The organism is Streptomyces sp. NPDC055254 (genome assembly GCF_053606025.1).
On sequence record NZ_JBSGQV010000002.1, the window covers coordinates 31,595 to 48,596 of the forward strand.

A 17,002-nucleotide genomic window follows, 5' to 3' on the forward strand; every position below is an offset into this window, starting at 1 on the left:
GGCGGGCTGGACGCGTTGATGACGCACTCTCCTTGGCGCGGAAGGAGCGGAAGGCAGGGGGAACAGTGATCGGCCGGGCGGGTGGGCGGGAGGAGGACGCTATCGCGTCCACGGCGCCTCTACGCGCGTAGCACTGTCGGAAGTGAAATCTTGCGGCCATACAGGCCGACGGGTCGAGAACTGATCGGTCGTACAACGTGGCTCGGGGTCCGGGAGCGGCGGAGACCGCTTCCCGAACCCCGGACACCACGACTACGCGTCAGGCGCTGCCCTACGGGGCGGTCTTGACGGTGATCTTCTTGGCGATGATGTCGGCCTTGGCCTTGTCCACCGCGGCGACGACCTCCGGCATGTTCTTGTACGCCGGGTTGGTGTTGACCAGCTCGACGCCGTCGGTGTCCAGGCCGTAGCGGACCTCACCGGTCTGCGGCTTGCCGTCCTGGACCGACTTGATCAGGTTGAAGACCGAGTCGGCGACGTCCTTGGTGGCCGAGGTCAGGATCTTGTCCTTGAACTTGGCGAGACCGGCCTGGTTGTACTGGTCGGAGTCGACACCGATGGCCCACTTGCCCGCGGTCGCGGCGGCCTCGATGGCGCCGGCACCGGCACCGCCGGCAGCGGCGTAGACCACGTCCGCGCCCTTGGCCAGCTGGCCCTGGGCGGCGGCCTTGCCGAGGTCGACCTTGGCGAAACCGGTGTAGTCCGGCGGCTGGGTCAGGTACTGGGTGAGTACCTTGGCGCTCGGGTTGGTGTCCTGGACACCCTGGGCGAAGCCCGCCTCGAACTTCTTGATCAGCGGGGTCTCGACGCCGCCGATGAAGCCGACCGTGCCGGACTTGGTCGCCTTGGCGGCGGCGACGCCGGCCAGGTAGGAGACCTGCTCCTCGTTGAACACCAGGTTGGCGATGTTCTTGTCGGTCACCGAGAGGTCGTCGATGAGGCCGAACGTGGTGTTCGGGAACTTCGGCGCGACCTTGGCGATGGCCGGGGCGTAGGCGAAGCCGACGCCGATGACCGGGTTGTTGCCCTTGCGGGCGAGCTCGGTGAGGCGCTGGACCTTGTCGGCCTCGCCCTCGCCGTCGGTGGGCTCCGCCTCGGAGCCCTTGATCTTCAGCTCGGTCTCGGCCCGGCTGAGGCCCGCGTAGGCGGCATCGTTGAACGACTGGTCGCCGCGGCCACCGATGTCGTACGCGATGGCGGCGGACTCTGCCTTGGAATCGGAACCGGTGTCCGACGACTGCTTTCCGCCACAGGCGGTGGCCGAGAGGGCCAGCGCCGCGGACGCGATGCCCACGGTGGCGATCCTGGTGATCCGGCGCAAGGGGAGGCTCCTTCAAAACCGACCGAAGCGCCACGACCGGCGCTGGTTTCGCGGCGATCGTAACGCGCGTAGATGTCAGTTAAAGGCCCGTTCATGAGTCGTTATCGGATCGTCGCGAACCGGACAGTGACCGATCGGTAACTCCTCGGGCGCCCAGCCCTTGTGTATCAAGGGCCGGACACCTTCGTCGGGAGCGCCGCGCCGTCGCGGCGAATTCCTGCCGCGTGCTAGCGGGCGGGCCGGGTGCGCCGTCCGTCGAGCAGTGCGGCGGCCGTGAAGAACTCGACCCCGACGCCGATCGCGGACTCGTCGACGTCGAAGTCGCCCCGGTGCAGGTCGCGCTTGGCCGAGTCGCCGGGGGTTCGGACCCCCAGGCGGGCCATGGCGCCCGGGACGTGCTCCAGGTACCAGGAGAAGTCCTCCCCGCCCAGGCTCTGCTCGGTGTCCTCGACCGAGTCGGCGCCGCAGCGGACCCCCATCGCCTCGCGCAGCAGCTCGGTGACGCCCGGATCGTTGACGACCGGCGGCACTCCGCGCACGTGGTTGATCTCGAACTTGGCCCCGTGCACCGTGGCGATCTCGTCGATCGCCGCGTGGATCATGTCCGGGGCCTCGTGCCAGGCGTTCAGGTCCAGGCAGCGCACGGTTCCGGACAGCTCGGCGTGCATCGGGATGACGTTGCAGGCGTGCCCGGTCTCGATCCGGCCCCAGGTGACGGCCATGCCCGAGCGGGCGTCCATCCGGCGGGCGAGGACGGCCGGCACGTCGATGGCCACCCGCGCGGCCGCCGTGACCAGGTCGGTGGTCAGGTGCGGCCGGGCGGTGTGCCCGCCGGGGCCGGAGAGGGTGACCTCCAGGCGGTCGCAGGCCGAGGTGATCGGGCCGGGCCGCAGGCCGATCCGGCCGACGTCGACGCGGGGGTCGCAGTGCACGGCGACGATCTTCCCCACACCGTCCAGCGCGCCGGACTCCAGGGCCTCGGTGGCGCCGCCCGGCAGCACCTCCTCGGCGGGCTGGAAGAGGAGCCGGACCGGCTGGGGCAGCAGCCCCTGGCGGTCCAGGTCCGCGAGCACCAGGCCGGCGCCGAGCACGATCGCGGTGTGCACGTCGTGGCCGCAGGCGTGGGCGCGGTCGGGGAAGGTGGAGCGGTAGGCCACGTGCGTCTTGGCGTCCGGAATGGGCAGGGCGTCGATGTCCGCGCGCAGGGCCAGCATCGGCCGCACGCCGTCCCAGGTGCCCACGTCACAGATCAGGCCAGTGCCGGACGTGAGCACCCGTGGTCGCAGGCCGGCCTTCTCCAGGCGGGCCTTGATCGCCGCCGTGGTGCGGAATTCCTGGTTCCCTAGCTCGGGGTGCATGTGCAAGTCGCGGCGGAAGGCGATCAGTTCGGCACGCAGGTGGTCCGGAAGCTTGCCGGGCAGCTCGGGCCGGTCGGACGCGGCGGGCTGGGCGGTCTGGGACTCGCGGGACATCAACTGGTTCACCCGTTGAAGGGTAGGCGCACCCACCGGCCAAGTGGCTGGAGATCACAAAAAGTTCATGCCGTTAGGGGAAAGAATCCCGGCCTCTGGACGCATGACTGGACGAGTCGGCGGGTAAACTCGCGCGCTCATCCGGCCGAGGAGGCCGCCCGAGCAGGGAGTCTGCGCACATCACGGGCGGTCTCGGTGACCCCGGCGAGGAAGCCCCGGGCGCGCGGAGAGGCCGACCCGGTGAGCCATTCGGGGGCGACATCGCATACGGCCACGGTGACGCCCGTGCCGCTCAGCGCGTACGGCAGCGTGTGGACGACCGTGGACGGAAAGCTGATGATCGTACGACCGACCGGTCCGCGCCGGGCGATCAGTTCGAGCGGCAGGTCCGGGCGGACGATCTCCAGCCCGGTCGCCTCGCTCAGCGCGCGCAGCTTCTCCGGGGACTCCCGCCGGTGCGCGAAGTAGCGGGTGGCCCCGTGCTCCAGGGCCAGGGCGCGCACCGCCTCCAGGTAGCGGGCCGGCTCGACCACTCCGGTCTCCACGAGCGAGGTGCCGACGAAGTCGGCGCCCCGGGTCAGGCGCGGCGGGCCGAAACGGGCCCGGGTCCAGGAGAAGTCGTTGACCCGCAGGGTCATCCCGCCGTGCGCGGTGACGGGCATCGAGGTGAACACCTCCACGCGCCGGGCCCTGCGGCCGGTGGCCCCGACGGGCCGGAACCGGCGCCGCGCGGTGGCGGACACGGGCGCGTAGGCCAGTTCGCGCACCCGCCCGGGCAGTCCGCCGCCGCCGACCCGGTGCCACCGTACGAGGCGCTCGCCGCGGGCGCTCTGGGCGATGAACTCCATCGTGGCCGTCCCGTCGTCGACCACGACGAGCTCCTCGGCCCGGACCAGGGTGAGCAGCAGCTGGACGTAGCGCGAGAAGGGGTCGCCGACGACGACCGTGCGCGCCGCGCGTACGTCGCGGGCCAGCGCGGCGAGCGCCTTCAGCGGTGCGAGACGGCCGCCGCGCGCCTCCTGCCACTGGACCTGGTGCCCCTCGTCGCGGGCCAGTCCCGCCATCCGGCGCAGTTGGCCCCGGGACATGGGATCGGTCGGTGGCAGCACCACGATCCGCAGGCCGGGCGGCGCCGCGGGCGCGGCTGCGGCTCCGTGCTCGTGGGCGGCGCAGCGGCCGCCCTGGCCCGGGATGCCGTCGAGGAGCGGAGCGGGGGCCGCCGCCGGCCCGGGCCGCGCCGCGGGACCGGCGTGGCCGTGGGCCCACTCCAGCACGTTGAGGAGCTGGACGGGACTCTCGACGAACGCCAGGGCGGGGACGGAACGGGTCACGACGTACTCCTCGTCTGAAGGCGGAACTCGTACGTGCCGGACCGGAGGTCAGACGGCGGCCGGCTCGCCCTGGAAGCGGCGGAGCTTCTTCATGGGGCCGAGCTCGGAGTCGTAGACGCGCTTGACGCCGTCACCGAGGGCGGTCTCGATGGTGCGGATGTCGCGGACCAGCCGGGCGAGGCCTCCGGGCTCCACGGATGCGGCCTGGTCGGAGCCCCACATCGCGCGGTCGAGGGTGATGTGCCGCTCGACGAAGGTGGCGCCGAGGGCGACGGCGGCGAGGGTGGTCTGCAGGCCCGTCTCGTGGCCGGAGTAGCCGATCGGGACGTTGGGGTACTCCTCCTGGAGGGTGCCGATGACCCGCAGGTTGAGCTCCTCGGCCTTGGCCGGGTAGGTCGAAGTGGCGTGGCAGAGCAGGATGCTGCCGCTGCCGAGCACCTCGACGGCGTGCCGGATCTGGCGCGGGGTGGACATGCCGGTGGACAGCACGACGGTGCGGCCGGTGGCGCGCAGGGCGCGCAGCAGCTCGTCGTCGGTCAGGGAGGCGGAGGCCACCTTGTGCGCGGGGACGTCGAACTTCTCCAGGAAGGCGACGGCCTCGGTGTCCCACGGGGAGGCGAACCAGTCGATGCCGCGCTTGGCGCAGTGCGCGTCGATGGCGCGGTACTCCTCCTCGCCGAACTCCACGCGGTGGCGGTAGTCGATGTAGGTCATCCGGCCCCAGGGGGTGTCGCGCTCGATGTCCCACTGGTCGCGCGGGGTGCAGATCTCGGGGGTCCGCTTCTGGAACTTCACCGCGTCGCAGCCGGCTTCGGCGGCCGCGTCGATCAGGGCGAGGGCGTTGCCGAGGTCGCCGTTGTGGTTGATGCCGATCTCGCCGACGACGTAGACGGGGCGGCCGGGGCCGGCGGTGCGGGTTCCGAAGGCGCGGAGGCGGTCGGCGGCGTGGGGGGCGGTGGTCATGGGTGCTGGCGTCCTTCGGTTCGGGTCGGGTCGTGCGGGGGTCGCGGGGCGCTGGGGGCGAAGGGGTGTGCGCCGCCGGCGAGGTGTGCGGGTGCTGCCACAGGGGCGGGTGCGGGTGCTGCGGGGTGTGCGGGTACTGCCGGGTGTGCCGGTGCCGTCGGGTGGGTCGGTGCCGCGGGGCGGGCGGGTGCCGCGGGGGGTGCGGGCTCGGGTCGGCTCGCGGGTACGGGGGGTACGGGCCCGGGCCGGTCGGCGGGAGCGGCGGGGGCGGGGACGGGGTCGAGGAGGGGGGCCAGCAGCCGGGCGCGGGCCAGGTCGTGCGGGTCGTCGATCTCCAGGACCCGCGCCGGGTCGGTGGCGACGGGCAGGACCCGGCCGAAGAACCGGTGCCGGGCGGCGCGGAAGCCGGCGGCGTCCATGGCGTAGGCGGCGCCGGTCTCCAGCAGGTCCCGCGGGCGGTCCTGCCTCCGGGGCCGGTACGTCGTCTCGTGGTTGACCCCGGTGCCTTCCCCGTCGGGCCCCTCCCGCCAGAGGAAGCCGTGGAAGGGGGCCGCGGTCAGCGCGGAGTCGGCAGCTCCGGAGGCGACGGCGACGGCGACGGACTCCACGTCGGAGGAGGTGAGGAAGGGGCTGGTGCACTGGACGAGGAGGAGCACGTCCACGGTGAGGGAGTGCAGTTCCTCGAAGGCTCCCAGCGCGTGCAGCAGCGCCGCCTCGCTGCTCGCGGTGTCACCGGAGATCGCGGTGGGGCGGGCGACGACGTCGGCCCCCGCGGCGCGCGCGGCGGCGGCGATGTCCGCGGAGTCGGTGGAGACGACCACGTCGGTGACGGTCGGGGCGGCCAGCGCGGCCCGTACGGCACGGGCCACCAGCGGGACGCCGGCGACCTCGGTGAGGTTCTTGCCCGGGACGCCCTTGGATCCGCCGCGCGCGGGGATCACCGCGAGGACCCTCACAGCTCCCCCATCCGGCGGATCACCGGCGCGACGCGCTGCACGCCGTGCCGGTACGCGCCCCGGGCGGCGTCGCGCAGATGGGCGCGGAGCCGGCGCCGCAGCCGGGACGTGCCTTCGGTCGTGCGCGCGGCGCCGGGCAGCGGGGTGCCGTCGGGCGCGAGGTGGTGGCGGGCCAGGATGCCGGGCAGGTACCCGGGGGCGGTGGTGAGCGTGTAGTACGGCGCGGGTGCGGGCAGCCGGGCGGCGGCCGTGAGTCCGGCGACCCGTGCCCGGGCGGCGGCGTAGGCGTCCGCGCCCGCCGGACGCGCGCCGGCGGTGCGGCCGTCACTCGCGGCAGCGGCGGCCGCGGCGCCGGGCTCGGCCGGGACCGGTAGGACGCCCTGCTCCGCCAGCCAGTCCGGGTCGCCCCGCGGCAGCAGCCCGGCGTCGAGTCGGTCCCAGGAGGTGAGGCAGCCGGAGCCCAGGAAGTGGTGGTTGCCGAGGGCCTCGCGGACGCCGAGGTCGGTGAGGACGGCCGTGGGGATCCCCCGGTGCAGCGATTCCAGGGCGGCGGTGGAGGAGACGGTGACCAGCAGGTCGGTGCCGTCCAGCACCTCGCCCATGTTCCCGTAGACCAGGCGGCAGTTGGGCGGCAGTCCGCCCGGAAGGCGCTGCGCGAGCCGCTGGTACGGCTGTTCCTCCAGGTGCGTGGTGTGCTCCCCGGGCCGGCTGCGCAGCTTGATCAGCACCTCGCGGTCGGGATGCCTGCGGGCGTGCCCCGCGGCCCGTTCGAGCAGGTACACGCGGTCCGCGCGACTCTCGGGGACCGAGGGCTGCACGGCGAAGACCACCGTGCGGGCCCGGTCCGCGGCCGCCTCCTCGTCGTACCGGGCTCCGCCCAGGAAGGGCAGCGCGGTCTCGATGACGGCCGAGGCGTCCGCGCCGACGCCCTCGTACACGGCGCGGAAGCGCTGCGCGTCGTGGCGCGAGTTGGCGAGGACGAGGTCGGCCCCGTGGCGCAGCAGCAGTCCGTCGGCGAGCTTCTCGTAGACGACGCCGACGTAGCCGGTGACGAACACGGGTCGCCGGGCCGGGGCGGGCCACAGGGCGCGGGCGCCGTGCAGGACGGCCTGGACGGCTCCGCCGACGAGGGCGAGGACGACCACGTCGTAGCGCTCGCGCTCGATCTCGGCGAGGAACTCCGCGCAGGTCACCTCGGTCAGCCGGTCGGCCCGGACCCCGACCTCACCGAGCTGGCGCGCGGTGGGCGTGGCCCTGCCGCGCAGCAGGTGTCCGGTGAGCCGGTGGTCGGGCACGAGACGGCGGGCGGTGAGTGCGCCCCATTTCCATCGCGTATCGGAATCGGCGAGTACGGCGACGCGTTTGCGTTCTGACACGCGGCAGAAGCTATTCCGCAATTTCGGTGAGCGGCCCAACGACCGCACAACAGCGGGTTAACAACCCGTCGACTCCGTGCGAAACCGTGCCGGTTAACGGGCCCGCCCCGCGCCGTTCACATGGAATACGCGTCCGGGCCACGGTGAATGACGAGTGGCGGCCTATCGTCTCGCGGGTGCCCAAGCTCTCTGTCGTCGTGCCGTTCTACAACGTGCAGACATACGCACCGGATGCCCTGAAGAGTCTCGAACTCAACGCCCGGGACGATTTCGAGTTCCTGCTCGTCGACGACTGCTCGACGGACGGGACGCCCGACCTGCTGGAGCGGGCGGCGCGCGAGATCCCCGGGGCGGTGCACCTCAGACGCGGGCGCAACGGCGGGCTGGCCACGGCGCGCAACACCGGCCTGGACGCGGCCCGGGGCGAGTACCTGGCCTTCCTGGACGGGGACGATTGGCTGGCACCCGGCCACCTGGCCCGGACCTTGGCCGCCATCGAGGCCCTGAACTGCGATTTCGTCCGGACCGACCATGTGCGCTGCACCGGCCGGTCGCGCAGCGTGCAGCGGGTGCCCTACGGCCCGGAGTCGGTGGTCGCCGACCCGCGCGGGGCGATCCTGCCCGTGGACCGGGCCAGTTCCGTGGACTACCCCTACGCCTGGGCCGGCATGTACCACCGGCGGCTGCTCGACCGGGGGTTGCTGCACTTCACCGACGGGCTGCGGACGGCGGAGGACCGGCCCTGGATCTGGCGCCTGCACCGCGAGGCGCACTCGTTCGCCGCGGTCGGATTGCCCGGAATCTTCTACCGGCGCGGCGTTTCCACCTCACTGACGCAAATCGGGGACGAACGGCAGCTCGATTTCATCCGGGCCTTCGACCAGGTCCTGTCGGACGTGGCCGCCGACCGTGAATTCGATCTTCTGATCCCGAAAGCAGTACGAACATACTGCGCGATTATCGTGCATCATTTCGGCTCGATCGAAAGGTTCGAACCGGCCGTGGCCAAGAAACTCCGTTCGATGAGCGCGGCCGCGCTCGGGCGCATGCCCCAGGCCGTACTGGACCAGGTCCTGGACTCGATGGACGTCGAACGCTCCACGGTGCTGCGCCGGCTGCGCGGCGGCCGCCGCACCGCCCCGGGTCCCGTCCCCGCCCGCCGCACCCCGTCGGGGGCGAAGGCCTGATGCCGTCCCAGCCCGCCCGGCCCGCTCCGACCGCCGCGCCCACCCAGATCTTCCTGGCCTCCACCCTCTACGGCGCCGCCACGCTCGCGGCGGGCATCGACGCGGGCAGCTTCCCGCCCGCCGGCCGCCGGATCCTGCTGACGAGCAACCACGCCGTGACCGCCGAGGTCACGCCGGGGCTCGCGGAGCTGCCGGGCTTCGCCGTCCTGCGCGGCCGCTTCGACGAGGTGCTCGACTGGAACCGGGTCATCGAGCCGCAGCATCCGAGCACCTGGGCCCCGCGCGCGGAGGACGTCCCACTGTGGGAGCGGCAGCTGCGCGCCCTGTGGGGCCTGGGCGCGGACCGGGTCGAGCTGATCGTGGAGTCCCTCCAGGTCCCGCCCGCGCAGACCCTGTGCCGGCTCTTCCCGGGTGCGGCCGTAGACGTCTACGCCGACGGGCTGATGAGCTACGGGCCCACCCGCTTCCGCCTCGACCCGCAACTCGGCATGCGGGTGCGTCGCGTGCTCCACCTCGACCTGGTCCCGGGGCTGGAGCCGCTCCTGCTGACGGAGTTCGGGGTGCGGGCGCAGCCGGTGCCGGCTCCGTCCTTCCTCAAGGTCCTCGCCGAACTGACGGACGCCGCCCCCGCGGACCTGCTCGGGACGCTGGCGCCCCCGGCGCAGGCCCCCGCGGCGCGGACGTTCCCCGCAGCGGCGCCACCGGCGGACGAGGCGCCCGCGCTCCTCCTCGGCCAGTACCTCGCGGCGCTCGACCTCATGACCCCGGCCCAGGAGGAGGAGCTCCACGTGGCCATGGTCCGGGGCGCGTACGCCCTGGGCCACCGGGAGCTGGTCTTCAAGCCGCACCCCAGCGCCCCGGCCGCGTACTGGCGCCCGGCGCTGGAGGAGGCCGGACGGCTCGGCGCCCGGCTGACGGTGGTGACCGCCCCGGTGCTGGCCGAGACCCTCTACCAGCGGCTGCGCCCGGCACTGGTCGTCGGCTGCTTCTCCACGGGCCTGCTGACCGCCGCCACCCTGTACGGGCTCCCGGTGGCCCGGACCGGTACGGACGCGGTCCTGGCCGCCCTGGCCCCGTACCCGAACAGCAACCGGGTCCCGCTGGCGCTGGTGGACGCGCTGCTCCCCGACCTGGCGGACGCGGACGCCGTCCGCTCCTGGACCGCGCCCGACCCCGGGACCGTCCGCGCGGAGACGGCCGAGCTCCTCACGGCGGTCGGGTTCACGATGCAGCCGCAGATCCTGGCCGCGCGCCGGGCGGTGGCCGAGGCCTACCTGGCGCGCCGTCTCACCCCCCGCACCTGGCGGTACTTCACCCGCCGCCGGCTGACCGCGCTGGGCCTGCCGGGCGGCGTACCGGCACCGCTGGCGTTCCTGCCCCGCAGCCGCGCGGTGCGCCGGGTGGCACGGCGGCTGCGCCGGGTCCTCAACTGACGGCGAGCTTGGCCGCGAAGCCCAGGAAGAGCACGCCCGCCGCCGAGGTGGCCCCGGCGGACAGCCGCTTGCGGCGCCGGAAGGCGGCGGACAGCCGGGTGCCGGTGAAGATCAGCGTCGACAGGTACAGGAAGCTGGCCAGCTGGGTGAGCGCGCCCAGCAGCAGGAACGACAGCGCCGGGTACGCGTAGCCCGGGTCGACGAACTGCACGAAGAAGGACAGCAGGAACAGGATCGCCTTCGGGTTGCACAGGCTCACCACCAGCGCCCGCCGGTAGGGCCGCTCGGGGCCGCCGCCGGCCGGCTCCTCGCCGGTCAGCAGTTCCTCGCGCCGCGCCGCGCGGTCGCGCCACATGGCCCGCGCGGCCCGCATCATCCCGACGGCCAGCCAGGCCAGGTACCCGGCGCCGAGGAACTTGACCACGGTGAACAGCAGCGGGCTCGCCTGGAGCAGCGCGCCCGCGCCGAGGGCGGTCAGCACCATCAGGACCGCGTCCCCGGTGAAGACCCCGGAGGCGGCCTTGTAGCCCTCCTTCACCCCGCGGCGGGCGGCGACGGACAGCACGTAGAGGGAGTTCGGACCCGGCAGAAGAATGATCAGCACCAGGCCGGCGAGATACGTCGGAAGATCGGTCACACCCAGCATGGGCAGGAGTGTCCCATATCGTCGCACCTGTCATGGGAGTGATATTCACCATGTGGAATCAGCGGGCACGTACGTCCCCCAGACCTCCCGCAGCGCGTCGCACACCTCCCCGATCGTGGCCCGCGCCCGCAGCGCCTCCTTCATCGGGTACAGCACGTTCTCCGTCCCGGCCGCCGCCCCGCGCAGCGCGTCCAGTGCCCGGTTCACCGCGGCCCCGTCGCGCTCCGCCCGCAGCCGGGCCAGCGCCTCGCACTGGCGCGCCTCGATCTCCGGGTCCACCCGCAGCGGCTCGTACCGTTCCTCCCGCTCCAGCGCGAAGCGGTTGACCCCGACCACCACCCGCTGCCCGCTCTCCGTCTCCCGCGCGATGCGGTAGGCGTTCCGCTCGATCTCCTCCTTCTGGAACCCGGCCTCGATGGCCGCCACCGCGCCGCCCCGGTCCTCGACGCGCCGCATCAGCGCGAGGGCGGCCGCCTCCAGGTCATCGGTCATCCGCTCGACCGCGTACGACCCCGCGAACGGATCCGCGGTGTGCGGCACGTCCGTCTCGTGCGCGAGGACCTGCTGGGTGCGCAGGGCGAGCCGGGCCGACTTCTCCGTCGGCAGGGCGATCGCCTCGTCGAAGGAGTTGGTGTGCAGCGACTGCGTGCCGCCCAGTACGGCGGCCAGCGCCTGCACGGCCACCCGTACGAGATTGAGCTCCGGTTGCTGCGCGGTCAGCTGGACCCCCGCGGTCTGGGTGTGGAAGCGCAGCATCAGCGACTTCGGGTCCCGGGCGCCGAACTCCTCGCGCATGACGCGGGCCCAGATCCGCCGCGCCGCGCGGAACTTCGCGACCTCCTCCAGCAGGGTGGTGCGGGCGACGAAGAAGAAGGAGAGCCGGGGGGCGAACTCGTCGACCGACATCCCGGCGGCCAGCGCGGTACGGACGTACGCGATGCCGTCGGCGAGGGTGAAGGCCACCTCCTGCACGGGTGAGGCCCCCGCCTCGGCCATGTGGTAGCCCGAGATGGAGATGGTGTTCCACCGGGGCGTCTCGGCGCGGCAGTAGCGGAAGGTGTCGGCCGTGAGCCGCAGGGAGGGCCCGGGCGGGAAGATGTACGTCCCGCGCGCGATGTACTCCTTGAGCACGTCGTTCTGGACGGTCCCGGTGAGCTGACCGCCCGTGACGCCCCGTTCCTCGGCGACCAGCTGGTAGAGCAGCAGGAGCAGCGCGGCGGGCGCGTTGATGGTCATCGAGGTGGAGACCCGGTCGAGCGGGATCCCGTCGAACAGGACCCGCATGTCGTCGAGCGAGTCGATCGCCACCCCGACCTTGCCCACCTCCCCGTGCGCGAGCGGGGCGTCGGAGTCGTAGCCCATCTGGGTCGGAAGGTCGAAGGCGACGGACAGTCCGGTGCCACCGCCCGCGATGAGCCCGCGGTACCGGGCGTTGGACTCGGCGGCGGTGCCGAAGCCGGCGTACTGCCGCATGGTCCACGGCCGACCGGCGTACATGGTGGGGTAGATGCCCCGGGTATAGGGGAATTCTCCCGGTTCGCCCAGTTCTGCCGCCAGGTCCCGCCCCGTCAGGTCCCCGGGTCCGTATACGGGTTCGATCGGGATTCCGCTTTCGGTACGTGCCATACGTGACCTCCGTGGAGCGAGCGGTGCCCGGGGCTGATACAACCTCCCCCAGTCACCGCTGCGTAAGAGTGCGAACGCCCCCTGGTCACAATGGCGCAACATCCCGGGGCCGCGTGCAACTCTCCACGCGCGCCAGGCATCACCTACATACACGACGCTGAAATCGGGGGACTGCCCATGCACCGCCAGAGAGTCATAATCCGCACGATCGGAGTGGCCACCGCCGTCGCGCTCGCCGCGACCGCCTGCGGTCCGCAGAAGGCGGAGTCCGCGGGCTCCTCCTCCGCGGCTCCGTCCGCGCCCACGGCGGACGCCTCGCCTTCCGCCTCCCCGTCCACCGACGCCAAGCCCGGTGACGCCTCGCCGTCGGCTTCGCCGTCCGCCTCCGCCTCCACCTCGCCGTCCGCCTCGGTCAAGCCCTCGCCGACGGTGAAGCAGGTCATGGCCAACGGCGACGACAGCGAGCAGGTCCGCGAGCTCCAGGCCCGCCTGAAGCAGCTCAAGCTGATGTCGGTCGCGCCGACCGGCTTCTACGGTTCCAAGACGACGGCGGCCGTGAAGACCTTCCAGTCGAAGAACGGCCTGGGCGCCACCGGTTCGGTCGACGAACCGACCTGGAAGAAGATCCAGACCGCGACCAAGAAGCCCACCGCCGACGAGCTGCGCCCGCCGGCGGTCATCGAGGTCGACGCCCCGGACCCGCGCTGCATGGAGGGCCGGGTCATGTGCATCAGCAAGGAGAGCCGCACCCTCGCCTGGATGATCGACGGCAAGGTCGTCTCCACCATGGACGTGCGCTTCGGGTCGGAGAACACCCCGACCCGCGAGGGCGTCTTCAACGTGGGCTGGAAGGCCAAGGACTGGACGTCGACGATCTACCACACGCCGATGCCGTACGCGATGTTCTTCAGCGGCGGCCAGGCGGTGCACTACTCGGCGGACTTCGCGGCCCGCGGGTACAACGGCGCCTCGCACGGCTGTGTGAACGTCCGGGACAAGGGCAAGCTGTCGGCGCTCTTCGACCAGGTGAATGTCGGCGACAAGGTCGTCGTCTACTGGTGAGGCCGATCGGCCCGGTGACGGGTCGGACGTCAGGGGCGCGGGCGGGACCGGGGGAACGTGTCCCGCCCGCGCCGTTTGCGCAGAGCCCAGAGGTACGGGGGGAACCCCGGCTCATGCGCGGCCGATGACCAGTCGGCTCGCTACGTACTGCGCCACCGGTTCGAAAAGTGTTACAGGCGTGTCAGCGGGTGTGTCGGTCCGTGTTTCCCCGCGGGTGTCAGCGGCGCTCGCGCGCGGCCCCGGAGTCCGGCTGCCGGTCCGGCGAAGGCGTGGGCGTGGGTGCCCGGAGGATTCCGGTTTCCCAGCCCGAGCCCCCGGACGCGCCCGGAACGTCGCCCCGGGTGCCGGACACCCCGTCCAGGACCGCCTCGCAGAAGTGCGCGATCCGCCCCCGGCCGCCGGCCAGGTCCGAGAGGCGCTTGCGCCGGTCGTCGTTGAGGTGGCCCGCCCGGTAGTCCTCGCACAGGATCCTCGCGCGCAGCCGGTTCTCCCGGTCCCGCTCGCGTTCCCGGACGGTGCCGTCCGTCAGGCCGTTGCGGGCGCCCTCCCGCTGGTCCCGGCCCTCCTTGTGGTCCTTGCCGCCCTGGACGTCCTTGCCCGTTCCGCCCGCGGCGGCGGCGCCCTCCGAGGCCCCCGCCGCGACCTCCCGGTCCGTGTACGTACGCTCGGTCGCGGCCGGGGTCCGGCTGTCACCGGGGACCCCCGGGGTGGCGCCGTCGACCAGCGGCTCGGGCTTCGGCTGCGGGACGAGGGCCGGGTCCTCGCTGCCGGCCGGGGCCGGGTCGCCGTCGGCGCTGACCGACATCGCGGGTCCCGGTCCCGCGGTGTCGTACCGGGGCCCGTCCAGCAGTCCGGCTCCCGCCGCCGCGGCCAGCCCCCCGACGGCGACGCCCGCCAGGGCGGCCGCCAGTCCGAAGCGCACGGCACGCCGGCGCCGGGGCGCGGGGATGAGGAGGCCGATCTCGACCAGGGGCGCGGCGGGTGCGGCGGGTGCGGCCGCGGCGGGCATGTCCGCCGGCACGGGCGCCGCGGCGGGCCTGGAGGCGCGGTAGGCGGCCAGGGCCGCGGCCTCCCCGGGCAGTTCCCCGGAGGCCGGCGGCGGCCCGGCCAGGGCGTCGAGCGCGGCGCGCAGCCGGGCGGCCTCGGTCCGGGCGCGGGGAGCGGCGGCCGGGCCCACAGGTTCCACCGGCTCGCCGCGCAGCAGTTTGTCCGCCGCGGCTCCGTCCAGCCACCTGTCGCGCTCGTCGGCCATCACATGTCCTTCTGCGTCCGCCAACGTGAATGCGTCACACCGGTTTGTTCTACGAGGCCCCCGCCGTGGCCACGCTGCGCGGGTACGGCGTCGAGATCCCTCCCGCCCCCGCCGTCCCGAGTCCGGCCACCGGCATTATGGCCGACCGGAGCTTCTCCTTCCGAGTCGGTCTCGACACCCGGCGCGAAGTCGCCCTGCGCGTCCTGCGCCCCGAGCAGCTCGGCCAGCCTCTTCAGGCCCCGGTGCGCGGCGGTCCGGACGGCGCCGGGGCGCTTGCCGAGGGTCTCGGCCGCGCTCTTGGCGTCCAGTCCGACCACGACCCGCAGCACGACGGCCTCGGCCTGGTCCTGCGGGAGCTGGGCGATCAGCGCCATGGTCCTACCGGTGGAGAGGGCCTCCATGGCCTCGCCGGCGGTGTCGCAGTCGGCGGCCCGCCCGGTCAGCTCCGTCTCGTCGCCGCCGATGGCGGGCCGGCGGCCGCGCATGCGGATGTGGTCGAGGGCGCGGTTGCGGGCGATGCGCGCGGCCCAGCCCCGGAAGCGGTCGGCGTCGCCGGTGAAGGAGTCGAGGTCGCGGGCGATCTGCAGCCAGGCCTCGGAAGTGACGTCCTCGGCGTCGCCGTCCCCGACGAGAGTGCGCACGTATCCGAGCAGGCGTGGGTGCACGGCGCGGTACACAGTCCGGAACGCGTTCTCGTCGCCGTCCTGTGCCGCGAGCACCGCGGCGGTCAGCTCCGCGTCGTCCCCCAGCAAAGTCCCCAACCCGTTCACTGTCCTGTACGTGTGGCGCAAATCAGCACGTTACGGCTTTCAAGTACCTCTCGTCCACGAGTTGTACAACGAGCAACCAATCCTGCGCGGAGCGGGGTGTGACACAAAACGCACTCGGGGCGCTGACAGGGGTACGGGCTTGTCGCACGAGCCCGTGACGGATGGCGACCGGGGCCTCTCCTGTGGGGGGTGGCGGCCTCGGTCGTCCTCCCCCTTCCCCCCACCCTCGCACCTCCCGCCTCCGGCACCCGCCCGGGCCCCTCCCCTGCCTTCCGCTCCGCCCTTCTCGCCGCGCGTTTCTCGCCGCCCTCCTCGCGCCCCTCGCCGCGCCGGTACCGCGTCCCCGCTGTACGTTCCCCCTCTGCGCCGCCGCACACGGCGTCCGCGGCCACCGCGTCATCCTTTCGGCTCACTTCCGGGTGAAATCCCGGCATGGGTACGACATGCCCCGCCTCCCGTCGATAGCGTGGCGGGTACACCCGCGCCACGCCCCGAGGAGCCCCCTGCTGTCCAGCCCCCTTCCGGCACAGGCCCGCGGCGGCTCCGACCCTTCGCACGGCCCCGGACTCGCGCGGTTCAACGCCCTGTCCCCCGAAGCCGCCCGGTCGGTCCTGCTGCACTGCTGCGGAAGCCGCCGCTGGGCGCACCGGGTGGCCGTCCACCGCCCCTACCCCGACACCGGCGCGCTGCTCGCCGCCGCCGACGAGGCCTCGTACGACCTGTCGCAGGCCGATCTGTCGGAGGCGCTGGCCGGCGAGTCCTCGGAGGAGCTGGACCACGGAGCCCCGTACGCCGCCCTGCTGGCCCTCGACGCGGCGCACGCCGAGTACGAACGGAAATTCGGCCACGCCTTCGTGATCTGCCTGGACGGACACCCGCCGGAGGAGCAGGCGGACCAGCTGCTGGCCGCCATCCGGCGCCGCATGGGGCACGAGGTGGATGAGGAGCGCGCGATCTCCGCCGATGAGCTCCGTCGCGTCGCGCAGGCCAGACTGGCCGATGTGACACGCTGGCTGACCTCGGCGGATGGACCGTCAGCGGCGGAAATCGGACTATTCGCCCCTGTGGGATAGTCCGTCCGTGCCTGTTTGATCACACCGATGGCCCCCGCGCGAAGGAACCGACAAAGCGTCGCTACGATGTCCGGGGCCGGAGGACCGTACCCGGCCGGGCCCGACCGACAACGAAGCCGGCTGGCCCCCGCCCCGCTTCCGGAGGGTTTTCCGTGCCGGCTGGAACGTTGTACCGCGGCCGGGAAGGAATGTGGTCCTGGGTGGCTCATCGAGTCACCGGCGTCCTCATTTTCTTCTTCCTGTTCGTACACGTCCTCGACACCGCACTCGTCCGCGTCTCCCCCGAGGCGTACGACGATGTCGTGGCTACCTACAAGACTCCGATCGTCGCGCTGCTGGAGTACGGCCTCGTCGCCGCAATCCTGTTCCACGCGCTCAACGGTCTCCGTGTCATCGCAGTGGACTTCTGGTCCAAGGGCCCGCGCTACCAGAAGCAGATGCTCTGGACCGTCGTGAGCATCTGGATCGTGCTGATGGTCGGGGCGCTCTACCCCGTCCTGGGCCACGCCTACCTCGAACTGTTCGGGAAGTGAC

The 17,002-nt window shown here is 72.9% G+C and carries 14 protein-coding genes and 1 pseudogene; 5 read left to right on the forward strand and 10 right to left on the reverse strand.

Annotation, left to right across the window (positions count from 1 at the left end):
- Window positions 1-271 precede the first annotated feature (271 nt).
- From ACWFQ8_RS02345 to ACWFQ8_RS02370, 6 genes and pseudogenes are all read right to left on the reverse strand, one after another.
- Window positions 272-1,321, reverse strand: a complete 1,050-nt coding sequence (locus ACWFQ8_RS02345; RefSeq protein WP_453784325.1) for a BMP family lipoprotein — start codon at window positions 1,319-1,321, stop codon at window positions 272-274.
- A gap of 227 nt (window positions 1,322-1,548) precedes the next feature.
- Entirely contained in the window at window positions 1,549-2,793 is a 1,245-nt protein-coding gene (locus ACWFQ8_RS02350) for an amidohydrolase (RefSeq protein ID WP_453784612.1), read from the reverse strand.
- Window positions 2,794-2,930: 137 nt separating this feature from the next.
- Window positions 2,931-4,124, reverse strand: a complete 1,194-nt coding sequence (locus tag ACWFQ8_RS02355; RefSeq protein ID WP_453784326.1) for a hypothetical protein — start codon at window positions 4,122-4,124, stop codon at window positions 2,931-2,933.
- A gap of 48 nt (window positions 4,125-4,172) precedes the next feature.
- A complete protein-coding gene (locus tag ACWFQ8_RS02360) occupies window positions 4,173-5,087 on the reverse strand; it encodes an N-acetylneuraminate synthase family protein (RefSeq protein WP_453784327.1) in 915 nt (304 codons plus the stop codon).
- A gap of 230 nt (window positions 5,088-5,317) precedes the next feature.
- Window positions 5,318-6,043 (reverse strand): annotated as a pseudogene (locus ACWFQ8_RS02365) (acylneuraminate cytidylyltransferase family protein); the annotation flags it as partial.
- The gene (locus ACWFQ8_RS02370; RefSeq protein ID WP_453784328.1) at window positions 6,040-7,419 is read right to left on the reverse strand and encodes a DUF6716 putative glycosyltransferase; all 1,380 of its coding nucleotides are present in this window, start codon (window positions 7,417-7,419) and stop codon (window positions 6,040-6,042) included. The pseudogene ACWFQ8_RS02365 and the gene ACWFQ8_RS02370, both read right to left, overlap by 4 nt.
- Window positions 7,420-7,595: 176 nt before the next feature.
- On the opposite strand from ACWFQ8_RS02370, the gene ACWFQ8_RS02375 reads away from it, so the two are divergent.
- Both ACWFQ8_RS02375 and ACWFQ8_RS02380 read left to right on the forward strand, forming a co-directional pair.
- Window positions 7,596-8,606, forward strand: coding sequence for a glycosyltransferase family 2 protein (locus ACWFQ8_RS02375; RefSeq protein ID WP_453784329.1), 1,011 nt, complete (start codon window positions 7,596-7,598; stop codon window positions 8,604-8,606).
- The gene (locus tag ACWFQ8_RS02380) at window positions 8,606-10,039 is read left to right on the forward strand and encodes a polysialyltransferase family glycosyltransferase (protein ID WP_453784330.1); all 1,434 of its coding nucleotides are present in this window, start codon (window positions 8,606-8,608) and stop codon (window positions 10,037-10,039) included. The genes ACWFQ8_RS02375 and ACWFQ8_RS02380 overlap by 1 nt, the downstream gene beginning before the upstream one ends.
- Here the strand turns inward: ACWFQ8_RS02380 and leuE are convergent.
- Window positions 10,032-10,685, reverse strand: coding sequence for a leucine efflux protein LeuE (leuE, locus tag ACWFQ8_RS02385; RefSeq protein WP_453784331.1), 654 nt, complete (start codon window positions 10,683-10,685; stop codon window positions 10,032-10,034). The two genes, ACWFQ8_RS02380 and leuE, sit on opposite strands and share 8 nt — an antisense overlap.
- Window positions 10,686-10,730: 45 nt before the next feature.
- The gene (locus ACWFQ8_RS02390) at window positions 10,731-12,311 is read right to left on the reverse strand and encodes an acyl-CoA mutase large subunit family protein (protein ID WP_453784332.1); all 1,581 of its coding nucleotides are present in this window, start codon (window positions 12,309-12,311) and stop codon (window positions 10,731-10,733) included.
- Between the two features lie 177 nt (window positions 12,312-12,488).
- Between ACWFQ8_RS02390 and ACWFQ8_RS02395 the strand changes: the two genes are divergently transcribed.
- On the forward strand, window positions 12,489-13,373 hold the full coding sequence (locus ACWFQ8_RS02395; protein WP_453784333.1) for a L,D-transpeptidase family protein: 885 nt from the start codon (window positions 12,489-12,491) through the stop codon (window positions 13,371-13,373).
- Between the two features lie 217 nt (window positions 13,374-13,590).
- On the opposite strand, the gene ACWFQ8_RS02400 is transcribed toward ACWFQ8_RS02395, so the two are convergent.
- Window positions 13,591-14,625: a hypothetical protein gene (locus tag ACWFQ8_RS02400; RefSeq protein ID WP_453784334.1), complete on the reverse strand. Its 1,035-nt coding sequence runs from the start codon at window positions 14,623-14,625 to the stop codon at window positions 13,591-13,593.
- Entirely contained in the window at window positions 14,625-15,377 is a 753-nt protein-coding gene (locus ACWFQ8_RS02405; RefSeq protein ID WP_453784613.1) for an RNA polymerase sigma factor, read from the reverse strand. The genes ACWFQ8_RS02400 and ACWFQ8_RS02405 overlap by 1 nt, the downstream gene beginning before the upstream one ends.
- Before the next feature lie 461 nt (window positions 15,378-15,838).
- Here ACWFQ8_RS02405 and ACWFQ8_RS02410 point away from each other — a divergent pair, with 461 nt between their 5' ends.
- Window positions 15,839-16,468 (forward strand): 2-oxo-4-hydroxy-4-carboxy-5-ureidoimidazoline decarboxylase, encoded by a 630-nt coding sequence (locus ACWFQ8_RS02410; RefSeq protein ID WP_453784335.1) that lies wholly within the window; start codon window positions 15,839-15,841, stop codon window positions 16,466-16,468.
- A 152-nt stretch (window positions 16,469-16,620) separates the two neighbouring features.
- The gene (gene sdhC, locus ACWFQ8_RS02415) at window positions 16,621-17,001 is read left to right on the forward strand and encodes a succinate dehydrogenase, cytochrome b556 subunit (protein WP_384534635.1); all 381 of its coding nucleotides are present in this window, start codon (window positions 16,621-16,623) and stop codon (window positions 16,999-17,001) included.
- The last annotated feature ends 1 nt before the right edge of the window (window position 17,002 follow it).

Coding starts and splice junctions, on each gene's coding strand:
- ACWFQ8_RS02350 (WP_453784612.1), bottom strand. CDS start 2,793: ATGTCCCGCGAGTCCCAGACCGCCCAGCCCGCCGCGTCCGACCGGCCC.
- ACWFQ8_RS02360 (WP_453784327.1), bottom strand. CDS start 5,087: ATGACCACCGCCCCCCACGCCGCCGACCGCCTCCGCGCCTTCGGAACC.
- ACWFQ8_RS02380 (WP_453784330.1), top strand. CDS start 8,606: ATGCCGTCCCAGCCCGCCCGGCCCGCTCCGACCGCCGCGCCCACCCAG.
- leuE (WP_453784331.1), bottom strand. CDS start 10,685: ATGCTGGGTGTGACCGATCTTCCGACGTATCTCGCCGGCCTGGTGCTG.
- ACWFQ8_RS02390 (WP_453784332.1), bottom strand. CDS start 12,311: ATGGCACGTACCGAAAGCGGAATCCCGATCGAACCCGTATACGGACCC.
- ACWFQ8_RS02395 (WP_453784333.1), top strand. CDS start 12,489: ATGCACCGCCAGAGAGTCATAATCCGCACGATCGGAGTGGCCACCGCC.
- ACWFQ8_RS02400 (WP_453784334.1), bottom strand. CDS start 14,625: ATGGCCGACGAGCGCGACAGGTGGCTGGACGGAGCCGCGGCGGACAAA.
- ACWFQ8_RS02410 (WP_453784335.1), top strand. CDS start 15,839: ATGCCCCGCCTCCCGTCGATAGCGTGGCGGGTACACCCGCGCCACGCC.